Source organism: Streptomyces sp. NBC_01478, assembly GCF_036227225.1.
Classification (GTDB): Bacteria; Actinomycetota; Actinomycetes; order Streptomycetales; family Streptomycetaceae; genus Streptomyces.
In genome coordinates this window covers 5,645,370-5,659,855 of the sequence record NZ_CP109444.1, presented here as the reverse complement: position 1 = coordinate 5,659,855, position 14,486 = coordinate 5,645,370, and the positions used below count along the sequence as shown (strand labels likewise).

Genomic DNA, 14,486 nt, shown 5'->3' with positions numbered 1-14,486 from the left:
CATTGCCCGGCGCCACTGTAGAGCGCGCCGTGTGGCGCGTACTCTCCCTTGCCGTGGCGGACCGCATTGAGGCGGTCGATAGCGAATCACGGAGTTGACGGGCGCGTGCCGACGGATACTCCGGAAGGTTTCGCATTCGCATGTCCATTTCCAGTACTGATCACATCGTCATGCCCGAGAACGAGAACGAGGGCGACGAGACGGCCGTAGAGGCCACCACCGAGGCGGCCCCCGAGGTCACCTTCGCGTCCCTCGGTCTCCCCGAGGGCATCGTGCGCAAGCTCGCGCAGAACGGTGTGACAGCCCCCTTCCCGATCCAGGCGGCGACCATCCCGGACGCCCTGGCCGGCAAGGACATCCTCGGCCGCGGCCGTACCGGCTCCGGCAAGACCCTCTCGTTCGGTCTGCCGCTGCTGGCGACGCTGTCCGGCGGTCACACCCAGAAGAAGCGCCCGCGGGGCATCATCCTCACCCCGACCCGCGAGCTGGCGATGCAGGTCGCCGACGCGCTCCAGCCCTACGGCGACGTCCTCGGCCTGAAGATGAAGGTCGTCTGCGGCGGTACGTCGATGGGCAACCAGATCTACGCCCTGGAGCGCGGCGTCGATGTGCTGGTCGCCACTCCCGGCCGCCTCCGCGACATCATCAACCGCGGCGCCTGCTCCCTCGAGGACGTGAGCATCGCGGTCCTCGACGAGGCCGACCAGATGTCCGACCTGGGCTTCCTGCCCGAGGTCACCGAGCTGCTCGACCAGATCCCGGCCGGCGGTCAGCGCATGCTGTTCTCGGCGACGATGGAGAACGAGATCTCCACGCTGGTCAAGCGCTACCTGACCGACGAGGTCACGCACGAGGTCGACAGCGCGCAGGGCAACGTCACGACGATGTCCCACCACATCCTCATCGTGAAGCCCAAGGACAAGGCGCCGGTCACCGCCGCGATCGCCTCCCGCAAGGGCCGCACGATCATCTTCGTCCGCACCCAGCTCGGCGCCGACCGTATCGCCGAGCAGTTGCGCGACGCCGGTGTGAAGGCCGACGCGCTGCACGGCGGCATGACGCAGGGCGCCCGTACGCGGACGCTGGCGGACTTCAAGGAGGGTTACGTCAACGCGCTCGTCGCGACCGACGTCGCCGCCCGCGGTATCCACGTCGACGGCATCGACCTGGTCCTGAACGTGGACCCGGCCGGCGACCACAAGGACTACCTGCACCGCGCGGGCCGCACCGCGCGTGCCGGTCGTACGGGCACCGTCGTCTCCCTCTCCCTCCCGCACCAGCGCCGCCAGATCTTCCGGCTGATGGAGGACGCGGGCGTCGACGCCGGGCGTCACATCATCAACTCCGGTACGGCCTTCGAGCCCGAGGTCGCCGAGATCACCGGCGCCCGTTCGATGACCGAGGTCCAGGCCCAGTCGGCGGGCGACGCCGCGCAGCAGGCCGAGCGCGAGGTCGTCCAGCTCACCAAGGAGCTGGAGCGGGCCACGCGCCGCGCGTCCGAGCTGCGTGAGGAGTCCGACCGGCTGATCGCCCGTGCCGCGCGCGAGCGGGGCGAGGACCCGGAGGCCGCGGTCGCCGAGGCCGCCGCCGTGGTGGAGGCCGCCGCTGCCGAGCAGCCGGTCGCCGAGTCGCCGGTGCGCGAGGAGTCGTCGTACGACCGTCCGCGTCAGCAGCGTGACGAGCGGGGCAACTACGAGCGTCGTGACCGTCGTGACGACCGTCCGTCGGGCGGGTTCCGTCGGGACGACCGCGGTGGCAACGACCGTGGCGGCGACCGCGGTGGCCGTTCCTTCGAGCGTCGCGACGACCGTCCGTCCGGTGGTTTCCGGCGCGACGACCGTCCGTCCGGCGGCGACCGTGGCGGCCGTTCTTTCGACCGTCGTGACGAGCGTCCCTCGGGTGGTTTCCGGCGCGACGACCGTCCGTCCGGCGGCGACCGTGGCGGCCGTTCTTTCGAGCGCCGTGACGAGCGTCCCTCGGGTGGTTTCCGGCGCGACGACCGTCCCTCGGGCGGCGACCGTGGCGGCCGTTCTTTCGACCGTCGTGACGAGCGTCCCTCGGGTGGTTTCCGGCGCGACGACCGTCCCTCCGGTGGTGACCGTGGCGGCTTCCGCCGCGACGACCGCCCGGCGACGGGTCACCGGGGCAGCGACCGCCCGTTCAACCGTGACCGCCAGGGCGACCGTCCGGGCTTCCGCGCCGGCGGCCACGACCGTCCGTCCGGCCACCGCGGCACGACCGGCACGGGTACCGGCACCGGTACCTTCGGCCGCCGTGACGACAAGCCCCGTTGGAAGCGCAACGGCTGAGGTCATGTGACCTGATGTGAGCTGACGTAGTGAAGCGGCCCCTGCCCGGGAGATCGGGTGGGGGCCGCTTCACTGTGTGCGGGGACGTTTTCTGGCCACTTCGAGTCCTTATCGAGTCCTTAAGTGGCGCATGTCACGTCCCCGCCGAGGGAATCGCTGGGGGCATGACAGATGACGCCATAGCGAGTGGGCTGTCAAAGGGAGATGCCCCCGGTCTCTCCGACGAGGAACGACTTGCCCAGCTCGGCTATACGCAAGTTCTCGCCCGCCGCATGTCGGCGTTCTCCAACTACGCGGTCTCCTTCACGATCATCTCGGTCCTGTCGGGCTGCCTGACGCTCTATCTGTTCGGCATGAACACGGGCGGCCCGGCGGTCATCACCTGGGGCTGGGTGGCCGTAGGTCTGATGACGCTGTTCGTCGGCCTGTCGATGGCCGAGATCTGTTCGGCCTACCCGACGTCGGCGGGCCTGTACTTCTGGGCCCACCGCCTGGCGCCCCCGCGCAGCGCGGCGGCCTGGGCGTGGTTCACGGGCTGGTTCAACGTGCTCGGCCAGGTCGCGGTGACCGCGGGCATCGACTTCGGGGCGGCGTCGTTCCTGGGCGCGTACCTGAACCTCCAGTTCGACTTCGAGGTGACGCCGGGCCGCACGGTGCTCCTGTTCGCGGCGATCCTGATCCTGCACGGCCTGCTGAACACCTTCGGCGTGAAGATCGTCGCCCTCCTCAACAACGTGAGCGTGTGGTGGCACGTGCTGGGCGTCGGCGTGATCGTGGGCGCGCTGGCCTTCGTCCCCGACCACCACCAGTCCACGACCTTCGTCTTCACGAAGTTCGTGAACCACACGGGCTGGGGCAGCGGGGTCTATGTGGTGTTGCTGGGCCTGCTGATGGCGCAGTACACCTTCACCGGTTACGACGCCTCGGCCCACATGACGGAGGAGACGCACGACGCGTCGACGGCGGGCCCGAAGGGCATCGTCCGCTCCATCTGGACGTCGTGGATAGCCGGCTTCGTCCTGCTCCTGGGCTTCACGTACGCGATCCAGTCCTACGACGCGGAGCGGAAGTCGCCGACGGGGGCGCCCCCGGCCCAGATCCTCCTGGACGCGCTGGGAGCGACGAGCGGGAAGCTGCTGCTCCTGGTGGTGATCGGCGCGCAGCTCTTCTGCGGCATGGCGTCGGTGACGGCCAACAGCCGCATGATCTACGCCTTTTCACGCGACGGAGCGCTCCCGTTCTCGCGCGTCTGGCACACGGTGAGCCCGCGGACCCGGACCCCGGTCGCGGCGGTGTGGCTCGCGGCGGCGGGCGCGCTGCTCATGGGCCTGCCGTATCTGATCAACTACACGGCCTACGCGGCGGTGACGTCCGTCGCCGTCATCGGCCTCTACATCGCGTATGTCATCCCGACACTGCTGCGGCTGGCGAAGGGCGACGACTTCCAGCGCGGGCCGTGGCACCTGGGCCGGTGGTCGCGGCTGATCGGGGTGGTGTCGGTGATCTGGGTGGCCGTGATCACGGTCCTCTTCATGCTGCCGCAGGTCTCCCCGGTCACCTGGGAGTCGTTCAACTACGCGCCGGTGGCGGTGCTGGTCGTGTTGGGCTTCGCGGCGGCCTGGTGGGGCGCCTCGGCCCGACACTGGTTCCTGAACCCGGAACACGCCCGCACGAAGGCGCGGGAGGCGGCGCGGGCCGGGGCGCGCGAACCGGTAGATCCGTAACACTCCGGACTCGCCCGGCCGCCTTCCCCCGATCCGGCACGGCCGTGTCCCCGATACCCGATCGGAGACACGGCCACCTCCCGCTATGCTCGGGGAGGCAACATCGCCTGGGCCCTTAGCTCAATTGGCAGAGCAGTGGACTTTTAATCCATTGGTTGTGGGTTCGAGTCCCACAGGGCCTACGAGGTGGTCCCTCTCCGGAGGGCCTTGACCTGCAGTTCTACGGTGCCCCGGTCCTCTTCGGACGGCCGGGGCACCGCTGTGTCCGGCCCCGTGCGAGGGCCTGCTACCGGTCGGCCGTGAGGAAGTCCTCCAGGATCTCGACGAACCGCGCCGGCTGTTCCTCGGCCGGGTAGTGGCCGCAGTCGTCGAGGACGAACCCCGTGACGTCGTCGGCCGCCAGACGCATCGTCTGGGCGGCACTCGCGCCGCTCCACAGCGCGCCGCCGACGGCGAGCACCGGCAGCGTCAGCCGGGTCTTGCCGCGCTGCTCGTTCTGCGCGATCGTCTCGTCCAGCGCCCGGTAGTACGCGAAGCTCGCCCGCAGCGCGCGGGGATCCGCGGTGATCGCGTCGACGTAGACGTCGACGGCGTACGCGGGGATCGCGGTCGGCGTGGCGGCCTTGGTGGCGAACTGCCAGCCGAGGAAGAGCTGTTCCCGTCCCCGGACCAGTTCCTCGTTGAGGTCGTCGAGCCGGTTGAAGCCGAACTGCCAGAGCTTCAGGTTGGCCGCATCCGGGCCGAAGAACGGCGGGGACGGCGTGAGACCGGGGATCACCGCTTCGACGATGGCGAGCCGGCCCACCCGCTCGGGGTGATCGGCGGCGAGGGCGTATGCGGTCCACGTACCGATGTCGTGGCCGGCCACGTCGAACCGGTCGTGCCCGAGCGCGGCCATCAGCGCGACCAGATCGGCGGCGAGCGTGCCGGCGTCGTACCCGTCGTCGGGCTTGTCGGAGAGCCCGGCGCCGCGCGAGTCGACGGCGACGACGGTGTGTTGGCGGGCGAGCGCGGGCATCACCTCCCGCCAGGCGTACCAGGTCTGGGGCCACCCGCCGATCAGCAGCAGCGGCGGGCCGTCCCCACCGGTGACCGCGTGCAGCCGCAGTCCGTTCACCTCCACGAGCCGGCTGGTGAAGACGTCGAGGAATCCGTCGGGCAGTCGTAGCGAACTCAAGTTCGTCATGCCGGCGACCCTACCCATCTTTGAACGATCGTTACAAGATGTGTAGGCTGACGGACCATGGCAGGCCGCAAGCAATTCGACGTGGACGAGGCGCTCCGACGTGCGATGCACGTCTTCTGGCGCTGGGGTTATTCGGAGGCGTCGATCGATCGCCTGACCGAGGGCACGGGCCTGGGCCGGGGCTCGCTCTACGGCACCTTCGGCGACAAGAGCGCCCTCTTCCGGAAAAGCCTCGAACGGTACACGCAGACCTACCAACCGCTGTACGAGCAGGCGCTGTCCGGCCCCCACCCGAGCCCGAGCGCCGTCGTGGCCGCCTACCTGCAGGTCGCCCTGAACCGCATCGCCGACCCGACGGTCCCGGACGGCTGCCTGCTCACGGTGTCGGCAACGCAGTTCCCGGCGCTCGACGCGGAGGGCCGGGCGATGGTCCGCGCGATGATCGACGGTCTGCGGGCGAGGCTGGAGCAGGCGTTGCTGGCGGCGGGGGCCGGTGAGCGGGAGGCGGTGGAGCTGGCGTTGTGCACGCTGGCGACGAACAAATCCCTGGCGGTGCTGAGCCGCGCCGGCTTCTCGGGCGAAGACCTGGCAACCGTCGCGGCGGCCGCCGCCAGGAATGCCGAGGCTGTGCCGAACCGACCGGCCGAGCCGTCGGGGCCGCGATAGGCGGGAACGGCCCCGGTGGGAGCGTCGATTGTGCCGTCAAGGCTGCTGCACGGTGCCGATCCGGACCACGAGCGGCAGTGCTCGTCCGGCCGCCTCCACCGTGAGCGGGCCGAGCACGGAGAACCGCAGTTCCCCCGGCGATGGCCCGGACGGCCCGAAGCCGGGCACGTCGGCCGTCCCGCGCGTTGACCGCCAAGTGCAGGTCCAGGCTCTCGACGGTGGCGCCGAGCAGACCGGAGCCGGTGAGCCAACCACCTTTTCCACGGCCGGAGTTGGCGCTGAGAGGAGCTGTTCTGGCGTGGACCGCGCCCCATGGCGAATTCGAGTCCCACAGGGCCTACCGCGTCGCACCCAGCTCAGAGGTGGTTCGAGAAGATCGGTCGCAGACACCACGCTCACCGCGGTCTTCGCGGGCAACTCCCGTTACGCTCCAGGGGCCGTGGTGACGACGGCTTGACTGTCACGTCTTCGGCAAGTCCGAGGGGATCCTGGGCTACGACCCCTCAAGGTCGCCCCAGCCCCCAGCCCCCACCCCTCAGCCAGCCCATGGGAGGCATGCCGGTGTACACCGACCGCTACGCGGCCCGAGCGTGGAGCAGCCGGACCCACCTCACCATCAGGCCCGGCACCGCATGACCCTGCTGGTCGCCGCCGTCATCGTCCACGACAGGGCCGCGGGGCGTGTGGTCCTCATCCAGCGCGGCGAGCACGCCAAGTTCGGGTGTGGGATGTGGGATCTTCCCGTCGGCAAGAACGAACCCGGCGAGCCTGTCACCGCCACCGCCGTACGGGAGTTGTACGAGGAGACCGGGCTCGTCGTGGCGGCGGAGTCGCTGAAGGTGGTTCATGTCATCCACGCCGCCCTGGGGGTCGAGGCGCCGAACGGTTACCTCACGGTCGTCTTCGTCACCGACGAGTGGAGCGGCGAACCCGAGAACCGCGAGCCCCTCAAGCACGCGCAGGTGCGGTGGGTCGATGTCGACGCGGTTCCTGAGAACTTCGTCCGGGGCAACGCCCAGGCCCTTGAGCGCTACCTCGACTACCTCAACTCCCCCAACGCGAGCGGGACACAGGTGTCCTTGCACGGCTGGGCGTAGGTCATGCGGCTGGGTTCTCGGGACGGGCTCCGTCTCTCGACTCCCGTACCTGTGCCGCGAGTAGGTTGAGCGGATGTCCACTCCACCAGTGATCCTGCTGCTGTCAGGCAGCCTGCGGGCCGGCTCCTCCAACGACGCCGTGCTGCGTACCGCCTACGACGTGGCGGCGGACGCTCGGACGCGCGCCGTGCTGTACGACGGTCTCGCGGAGCTTCCGCACTTCAACCCCGATGACGACACGGACCCGTTGCCGGCGTCCGTGGCCGGGTTGCGGGCGGCGATCGAGCAGGCCGCCGGCATCCTGATCTGCACCCCGGAGTACGCGGGCACCCTGCCGGGTTCGTTCAAGAACCTGTTGGACTGGACGGTCGGGGGCACCGAGATCGGTGACAAGCCGGTCGCCTGGGTCAACGCGGCCGCACCGGGGCGGGGTTCGGGCGCGGAGGCCACGTTGCGGGGCGTTCTCGGCTACACCGGCGCCGACATCGTGGACGCGGCCTGCGTGAAGATCCCGGTGGACCGGGGGATGCTCGGCGCGGACGGGCTCATCGCGGACGCAGGCGTACGTCGTCAACTCGTAGAGGTGATACGGCTGTTGGCGACAGCCGGGCCCGACCACCGACCCACCCCGTGAGGGAGTGAACCGTGCCGCACACGCTGAACCTGTGGCGCCGACAGCTCGGAAAAGTACCCGAGTCGGTCTGGCGGCGCACCGAACTCCAGGTCCTCATCCTCGCCGACAACGGACTCACGGACCTGCCGCCCGAGGTCGGGCAACTGCGCCGGCTGACCACCCTGGACCTCGGTCACAACCGCCTCACCGCGCTGCCCGACGAACTCGGCGACCTGACCGACCTCGACGGCTTCCTCTACCTGCACGACAACGCGTTGACCGAACTCCCGGACGCCCTCGGGAAGTTGATCCGGCTGCGCTATCTCAACGTCGGCGAGAACACGCTCACCGCCCTGCCCGAGGCCGTCGGCCGCATGGCCGGCCTGATCGAACTCCGGGCCCAGCACAACCGGCTGACCACCCTGCCCGACAACCTCGGCGAACTCCGTGCCCTGCGCGAACTCTGGCTCCGCGGCAACGAGATCGACCGCCTGCCACCGTCCGTGGCCGACCTCCACGAACTACGTCACCTGGACCTGCGCGAGAACGCCCTCGCCGAACTCCCGCCGGTGCTCGCCGACTTGCCCCTACTGCGCCATCTCGACCTGCGAAGCAATCGCCTCACAGCCCTGCCGCAATGGGTGCCGACCATCCCCTCCCTGGAGAAGCTGGACCTGCGCTGGAACGCCTGCGAGCCTTCCGCGGCGCTGCTGGGCGAGTTGGAGCGGCGGGGGTGCGTCGTCCTTCTGTGAGGCGAGGGTTGTCGCTTGCTCTTCAGCTCCGGATGTCCGCGGTCGTGAGCCCTCCGGGTGCGAAGACAGCGGCGGCGATGCGGAGTTGGGCCGGTAGCGCCGACCACAGCTCTTCCATGAGGTCGCCGGGGGTGTGCGCGCCGGTGTGGACTTCCGTGAACGGGGCGCCGGTGGCGATCTGTTGCCCGTCGGAGCGGTAGGTCGTCATGAGGACGCCTTCGCCGGGAGCCGGGTCGCCGATGTGCAGGGTGAGCCGGTCGGTGGCCGTGCGCTTCCCGCTGCTGCGCCGCGCGGCGCCGAACCACGCTCGGCCCGTCTCGCGGTTGTCCGCGATCACGGTCAGGCGGGGAGTGAAGATCGGCGGGTCGGGTTCGTAGTCCAGGCCGTCCAGGGCGAGAGCCGGGGGCTGCCCCGAGGCGAGTCGGTCGGCCACCGCGGAGACCTGCTCGCCGTTGCCGAAGACCAGCCAGTCCTGGCTCTGCCGAGCGGCGACGTAGTGCCGGAGGTGGTCGTGGTGCCGGGTGTCGGAGGGGGCGACGATCAGTTCGCCGGCAGGAGTGCGGTGCAGGGTGCGGGCCTGGGACGCGGGGCTTCGGCCGGTGAGGAAATAGGCGCCGAGCGTTGAGCCGTCGCCGGTTCTGCACCACAGCACTCCGCGGCCGGGGTAGGGGTTGGTGGTCAGCGCGTCGGTCAGTGAGTCCATACCGTCAGCATGCAGGTCCGGCCGTGAGTGATCCATCGGCACGAACGGCGACCAGCAGGTCGGGCGAATCGTGCTCGACGGACCCCTCACCTCCTGACAGAGCCGGAGACGCGCGGCCCTAGTACTCCGTCCCCTGACCCTCCAAATACCCCTTCAAAAACGCGTACTTGGCCGGACTGTCCGCCGCAGGCAGCGTCGCGAAGTGGTCGCCCAGTTCCATCGACTCCGGCTTCGATGTGCGCAACGCCGGCCACGGCGGCAGGCCGTGCCCGTTCGGGTTGCCCGTTGCCGCGAAGTTCGCGACGTACGAGGACGTGGTGTCGGCGATGGCGTGGTCCGCCGCCGTCCACGGGCGGTCGGTGCCGTACAGGTTGCCGAAGAAGTAGTACTTCTCGGCGCCGTGGTACGCGCCCGCGCCGTTCGCCGGTTCGATCGGGTTGGTGGTGTCCTGGCCCGGGGGGACGTGGGTCCACCAATAGGCGTACACGGGGCTGCGGTTGGCGGCCGTGGTCCTGAACTGGGTGCCCCAGAGGAAGGTGGAGACGCGTTCCTCGTCGCGGGCGTAGTTGTTGTACTGGGCTGCCGCCTCCGCGTCCGTCGTCGCGGGGTAGAGGGCGAGGAAGTCGGCTGCCCGCTCACCGAATGTCGTCGCCGCGTAGGTCTCGTAGGCCGCGACCGTCATCGTCAGCGTCGGTGAAGCGCCGTTCTCGTCCTTGTTGTTGCCGGTGAGGACGGGGATGTCGTACTCGGTACGGGACGTCATGGCGGCCGTGTAGGTCCTCGGCAGGACGTAGCCGTCCAGTACGTTGCCGAAGCTCGTGCCCGCCGCCGGGGCGCCCTGCGCGTACACCTTCGTCACGATCTCGTCGGCCGGCAGGGCGCGCAGCTCCGGCAGCGAGGTCGCGCCCATGTATGTCGCGAACGCCGTGCCGTTCGCCTCCGCTGCGGCCAACTGCGCGTAGCCGCCCGCCACATGGCCCAGCGCGGGGTCCTTGGTGTACTGCACGCCGGCCGAGAGGAGTGCCCGGTGGAACAGGCCGCGTGCGAGCTTCGAGATCATCAGGATGTTCACGAAGGACGAGCCGTGCGACCAGCCCGCCAGGGTCACCCGCTCCGGATCGCCCCCGAACGCGGCGATGTTGCGGCGGATCCACCGCAGCGCGGCCACCGTGTCCTGCACACCCCAGTTGCCGGAGCCACCGTGCCCGCCCTCCGAACTCAGCGCCGGATGGGCGAGGTTGCCGAAGGCGCCCACCCGGTGGTTGTACGTCACCACGACCGCGCCCTTGGCCGCCAGGTTCGCCCCGTCGTACACCGGCTGCGAGGCCCACATGGCGCTGTTGCGGCCGCCGTAGATCCAGACGAAGACCGGGCGGAGGTCCCGGGGGGACGGTGAACTGCCCGCCGCCGTCCAGATGTTGAGGTTCAGGCAGTCCTCGCTCAGTGGGGGGACCTTGTCCGCCGCTATGCCCGTGACCGGCTGGGGGCAGGCGGCGCCCCAGGTGTCGGCCTTGCGGACGCCCTGCCAGGACGGGGGTGGTTGCGGAGCTCGCCAGCGGTTCTCGCCGGCTGTGGAGGCGGCGTAGGGGATGCCCTTGTAGACGGTGACGCCGGGGAGGGCGGCGGGGGCGCCCGTGACCAGGCCGGACCGGGTTCTGACGGGGTGGCTCGTGGGGGTGTGCGGGGTGGCTGACGCGGGGGTGGGGGGCAGGGTGCCGAGGAGTGTCGCGCCGGCCGTGACGCCTGCGGTGCGGCCGAGGAAGACGCGGCGGCCGACACCGTCGGGGGAGGGGTTCACTGGGGCTCCCGATCGATCGCTTGGGGACGAGTCGCCTCATGCTGTGCCGGGGGCGGGGGGAGGAGCCAGCGTGTTGTCGTTACTGACAGTGTCCACGAGTGCAACTTAGGTTGCGGGCCCGCGGGTTGACACTGTCGGCGCCTTCTACAGCGCCGACCTGATGGTGCGCAGGACCGCGTCCGCCATCCCCCGCTCCCCGCGCGCGTTCGGATGCACCGGAGCCGCCGGGCTCTTCGGTACGAGCGGCTCGATCCAGCGGGTGGCCTGCGCGGCACAGGCGTTGTGGTCCGCCGAGGGGGCGTACGTGTCGACGTAGCCGGCCCCGGCCTCCGAACTCCGTTGCCGGAGCATGGTGTTGAGCTGCTGCTCCTTCTCGCGGAGGAAGGTCACGTCGCCGGGTGCGAGGGACATGTCCCGGCCGCAGTCGGCGCTGTCGGCCGGCAGGAGCGCCGGGTACGAGACGACGTAGATCCGGGCTTCGGGGGCGCGGCGCTTGACCTCGTTCAGGACCCGGGTGAGGCGGGTGCCTGCCGTGGCGATCTTCTTCGTCACCGTGTCGGAGTCGCCCTTCACGTAGTTGCGCTCGCAGGGCGCGTCCTCGGCGAAGTACTTGCCGCTGCCCGCCATTTGGTACAGCGCGCCCATCGCGACGCACCGCTTGATCATCGAGCTGAAGCCGATGTCGTTGCCGCCGATGCCTATGGTGATCAGGCGGGTGGTGGACGAAATCGCCCTGAGCTGGGGCGGGTTGGTGCCGTCGTCGGTGCTCTGGGAGGTCGTGAGGTCGGTGGTCGTGGCGCCGCTGCAGCTCATGTCGCGGAAGTCGCCTGCCTTGACGCCGAGTTCGGCGGCGACCAGGGCCGGGTAGTTGCCGGCGGAGCGGTCGCAGCCGGCCGGGGTGCCGGTCGGGTCGGTGATGCCGGGGCCGGCGGTGTAGGAGTCGCCGAGCGCCACGTACGGGCCCTTCGACGGGGCGGAGTAGGTGACACCGGTGTGGCTGTCGCCGCCGTCACGGGTGGTCAGGACCACGGTGACCAGCGTGCCGCAGGCGAGCAGCCCGGCCACCCCGGCCTGCACGGAGGTTTTCATCGAAGTGCCCTCTCTGGTGGGCGAGTTGGTGAATGGGTGGGATCTGGACGTCCGCGGGCCCGGCGACGGGCGGGGGGAGTGCCCCGTCGCCGGGCCCGGGACTTGCGCCGGGTCCCCGTCCCCACGGGATCCGGGCGCCGCGAGGCCGCCTCCGCTCTCGGCGGCCCCGGTCTGCGGGGTCCCTAGGGGACCGGGGTGAGATGGACGGTCGGCGGGTCGGTCACCGGCGCCGGGACCTTGCGGCTCAGTGCCTCGCCCTCGACGTCCATCCGGGGGAGGACGCGGTTGAGCCAACTCGGCAGGTACCAGGCCTTGTTGCCGAGCAGGGAGAGGACGGCCGGCACGATCGCCATCCGGACCACGAACGCGTCGAACAGGACCGCGATGGCCAGCCCGAAGCCGATCATCTTGATCATCGAGGCGCCCGCGCCGATGAAGCCCGAGAACACCGCCATCATGATCAGCGCGGCGGCCACGACCACCCGGGCGCTGTGCCGGAACCCGGAGACGATCGCCTGACCGGGCCCGTCCCCGTGGACGTACGCCTCGCGCATCCGGGAGACCAGGAACACTTCGTAGTCCATGGCCAGGCCGAAGACGATGCCCACCAGGAAGATCGGCATCAGGCTCATGATCGGGCCGGTCTGGTCCACGCCCAACAGCGAGGCCCCGTGGCCCTGTTGGAAGACCGCGACCACCGCGCCGAGCGCCGCGAGGACCGAGAGCAGGAAGCCGAGGGCCGCCTTCAGCGGGACCAGGAGCGAGCGGAAGACCAGGAGCAGCAGCACGATCGCCAGGCCGACCACCAGGGCCAGATACGGGATCAGCGCGTCCTGGACCTTCTGCGCCACGTCGATGTTCAGCGCGGTGGTGCCGGTGACCTCGAAGTCGGCGCCGGAAGCCTTCGACTCGATACCCGGCCGTTCGTCGCGGATCGTCTGGACGAGCTGCTTGGTCTTCTCGTCGGTGGGGCTGGTGGACGGGGTCGCGGAGAACACCGCTGTGTCGCCTGCCGAGTTGAAGCGGGCGGGCGAGACGGAGACCACTCCGTCGGTGGCCGCGATCTCCTTCGAGACGGTCGCCACGGCGCTCTTCGCGTCGGTGGCTCCCTTGGCGTCCACGACGATGGTCAGGGGGCCGTTGAAGCCGGGGCCGAAGCCCTTCGCGAGGTCGTCGTAGGCACGGCGTTCGGTGGTGGAGGTGGACTTGGCCTCGTCGCCGGGCATGCCGAGCTGGAGGTTCAGGGCGGGCAGGGCCATCGCGCCGAGGCCCACGACGCCGAGCAGCAGGACGGGGATCGGGCGGCGTACGACGAGCCGGGCCCAGCGGCTGCCGCCGTTGTTCTCGTCGCTCTTCCTGCCGCGCCGGGTGCCCTTGCGGACCCCGCGCGACAGCACCTTGTTCGGCCAGAAGCCGAGGAGCGCCGGGACGAGGGTGAGGGAGATCAGGACCGACAGGAGGACGGCGCCGGCCGCCGCCAGGCCCATCTTCGTCAGCATCGGGATGCCGACCACGGACAGACCGGCCAGGGCGATGACAACGGTCAGACCGGCGAACACCACTGCCGAACCCGCCGTACCGGCCGCGAGTCCGGCCGCCTCGCGGGGCGCGTGGCCCTTCGCCCGTTCCTCGCGGTAGCGCGATACGACGAAGAGCGCGTAGTCGATGCCGCAGGCGAGGCCGAGCATCGTGGCGAGCGTGCCGGTTGTCTCGGAGAGGCCGAAGGCGCTGCCCAGGGCGAGGATCGCCGACATGCTGATGCCGACACCGAGGATCGCGGTGAGGAGCGGCAGGCCGGCCGCGGCCAGCGAACCGAAGGTGATCAGGAGGACCAGGGCCGCTATCGCGATGCCGATCGCCTCGGCGCTGCCGCCGGCGGCGGGCTGGGTGGCGAGCGCGTCACCGCCGACCTCGACGGTCAGTCCCGCCTTCTGGGCCGTGTCGATGGCCCGTTCCAGATGGGTCTTGGCGGTGTCGGTGAGGTCGTCGGCCTTCACCTTGAAGGTGACGGTGGAGTACGCCGTCGTCGCGTCCGCGCTCACCGCCTTCGCGGCGAACGGGTCCACGGTGGAGGCGACTTGGGAGCCGTCGGCCGCCTCCGTCACCAGCTTCTCGATCGCCGCCCTGTTCTCGGTCGCGGTGACCTTCTCGCCGTTCGGGGCGACGAAGACGATCCGCGCGCTCGCGCCGTCCGCCGCGGTGCCGGGGAAGCGCTGCTCCAGCAGGTCGAAGGCGCGCTGCGACTCGATGCCGGGCATCGTGAAGCCGTCGTCCGGGGCGGCGGGGGCCTTGGTGGCGGCGAATCCGACGGCGCCGAGGACCGCCACCCACAGGACGGTGACGAACCAGCGCCACCGGAAGGCCACACGGCCCAAGTGATAAAGGAGAGTAGCCATGGCTGGGGAAGGCCTCCACGTCGGCGGTCGGTCGAGATCCGGATCACGTGCGTGATCGTGGTCTCAAGCCTTCCGTCGGCCGCTCTCCGGCACGAGGGAGTGCTCTCCCGAATGGATGGTGTAGCCCGCTACACCACCGGCCGCGCCACCGGG

The 14,486-nt window shown here is 70.3% G+C and carries 12 protein-coding genes and 1 tRNA gene; 7 read left to right on the top strand and 6 right to left on the bottom strand.

Annotated features, from left to right (window positions below):
* Positions 1–140: 140 nt before the first annotated feature.
* The 3 genes from OG223_RS25470 (at position 141) to OG223_RS25460 (ending at position 4,215) form a co-directional block, all read left to right on the top strand.
* Positions 141–2,309, top strand: a complete 2,169-nt coding sequence (locus tag OG223_RS25470) for a DEAD/DEAH box helicase (RefSeq protein WP_329253004.1) — start codon at positions 141–143, stop codon at positions 2,307–2,309.
* A 164-nt stretch (positions 2,310–2,473) separates the two neighbouring features.
* Positions 2,474–4,033 (top strand): amino acid permease, encoded by a 1,560-nt coding sequence (locus tag OG223_RS25465; RefSeq protein WP_329253001.1) that lies wholly within the window; start codon positions 2,474–2,476, stop codon positions 4,031–4,033.
* 109 nt (positions 4,034–4,142) lie between these two features.
* Positions 4,143–4,215 (top strand) — tRNA-Lys (locus OG223_RS25460).
* A 104-nt stretch (positions 4,216–4,319) separates the two neighbouring features.
* On the opposite strand, the gene OG223_RS25455 is transcribed toward OG223_RS25460, so the two are convergent.
* Complete coding sequence (locus tag OG223_RS25455) at positions 4,320–5,219, bottom strand: alpha/beta fold hydrolase (protein WP_329252998.1); 900 nt, start codon at positions 5,217–5,219, stop codon at positions 4,320–4,322.
* A gap of 57 nt (positions 5,220–5,276) precedes the next feature.
* Between OG223_RS25455 and OG223_RS25450 the strand changes: the two genes are divergently transcribed.
* Complete coding sequence (locus OG223_RS25450; RefSeq protein ID WP_329252995.1) at positions 5,277–5,885, top strand: TetR/AcrR family transcriptional regulator; 609 nt, start codon at positions 5,277–5,279, stop codon at positions 5,883–5,885.
* A 36-nt stretch (positions 5,886–5,921) separates the two neighbouring features.
* Here OG223_RS25450 and OG223_RS25445 read toward each other — a convergent pair whose 3' ends face one another.
* Complete coding sequence (locus OG223_RS25445) at positions 5,922–6,053, bottom strand: hypothetical protein (protein WP_329252992.1); 132 nt, start codon at positions 6,051–6,053, stop codon at positions 5,922–5,924.
* Positions 6,054–6,517: 464 nt separating this feature from the next.
* Here OG223_RS25445 and OG223_RS25440 point away from each other — a divergent pair, with 464 nt between their 5' ends.
* From OG223_RS25440 to OG223_RS25430, 3 genes are all read left to right on the top strand, one after another.
* Entirely contained in the window at positions 6,518–6,982 is a 465-nt protein-coding gene (locus OG223_RS25440) for an NUDIX domain-containing protein (protein WP_329252989.1), read from the top strand.
* 73 nt (positions 6,983–7,055) lie between these two features.
* Positions 7,056–7,616, top strand: a complete 561-nt coding sequence (locus OG223_RS25435) for an NADPH-dependent FMN reductase (protein WP_329252985.1) — start codon at positions 7,056–7,058, stop codon at positions 7,614–7,616.
* Between the two features lie 11 nt (positions 7,617–7,627).
* Positions 7,628–8,347, top strand: a complete 720-nt coding sequence (locus OG223_RS25430) for a leucine-rich repeat domain-containing protein (RefSeq protein ID WP_329252982.1) — start codon at positions 7,628–7,630, stop codon at positions 8,345–8,347.
* 22 nt (positions 8,348–8,369) lie between these two features.
* On the opposite strand, the gene OG223_RS25425 is transcribed toward OG223_RS25430, so the two are convergent.
* From OG223_RS25425 to OG223_RS25410, 4 genes are all read right to left on the bottom strand, one after another.
* Positions 8,370–9,050 (bottom strand): IMP cyclohydrolase, encoded by a 681-nt coding sequence (locus tag OG223_RS25425; protein WP_329252979.1) that lies wholly within the window; start codon positions 9,048–9,050, stop codon positions 8,370–8,372.
* Between the two features lie 118 nt (positions 9,051–9,168).
* Positions 9,169–10,848 carry a carboxylesterase/lipase family protein gene (locus OG223_RS25420; RefSeq protein WP_329252976.1) on the bottom strand — a complete coding sequence of 560 codons (1,680 nt, stop codon included), beginning with the start codon at positions 10,846–10,848 and terminating at the stop codon, positions 9,169–9,171.
* A gap of 144 nt (positions 10,849–10,992) precedes the next feature.
* Positions 10,993–11,937 carry an SGNH/GDSL hydrolase family protein gene (locus OG223_RS25415; RefSeq protein WP_329252973.1) on the bottom strand — a complete coding sequence of 315 codons (945 nt, stop codon included), beginning with the start codon at positions 11,935–11,937 and terminating at the stop codon, positions 10,993–10,995.
* A gap of 182 nt (positions 11,938–12,119) precedes the next feature.
* On the bottom strand, positions 12,120–14,333 hold the full coding sequence (locus OG223_RS25410) for an MMPL family transporter (RefSeq protein ID WP_329252970.1): 2,214 nt from the start codon (positions 14,331–14,333) through the stop codon (positions 12,120–12,122).
* Positions 14,334–14,486: the final 153 nt, after the last annotated feature.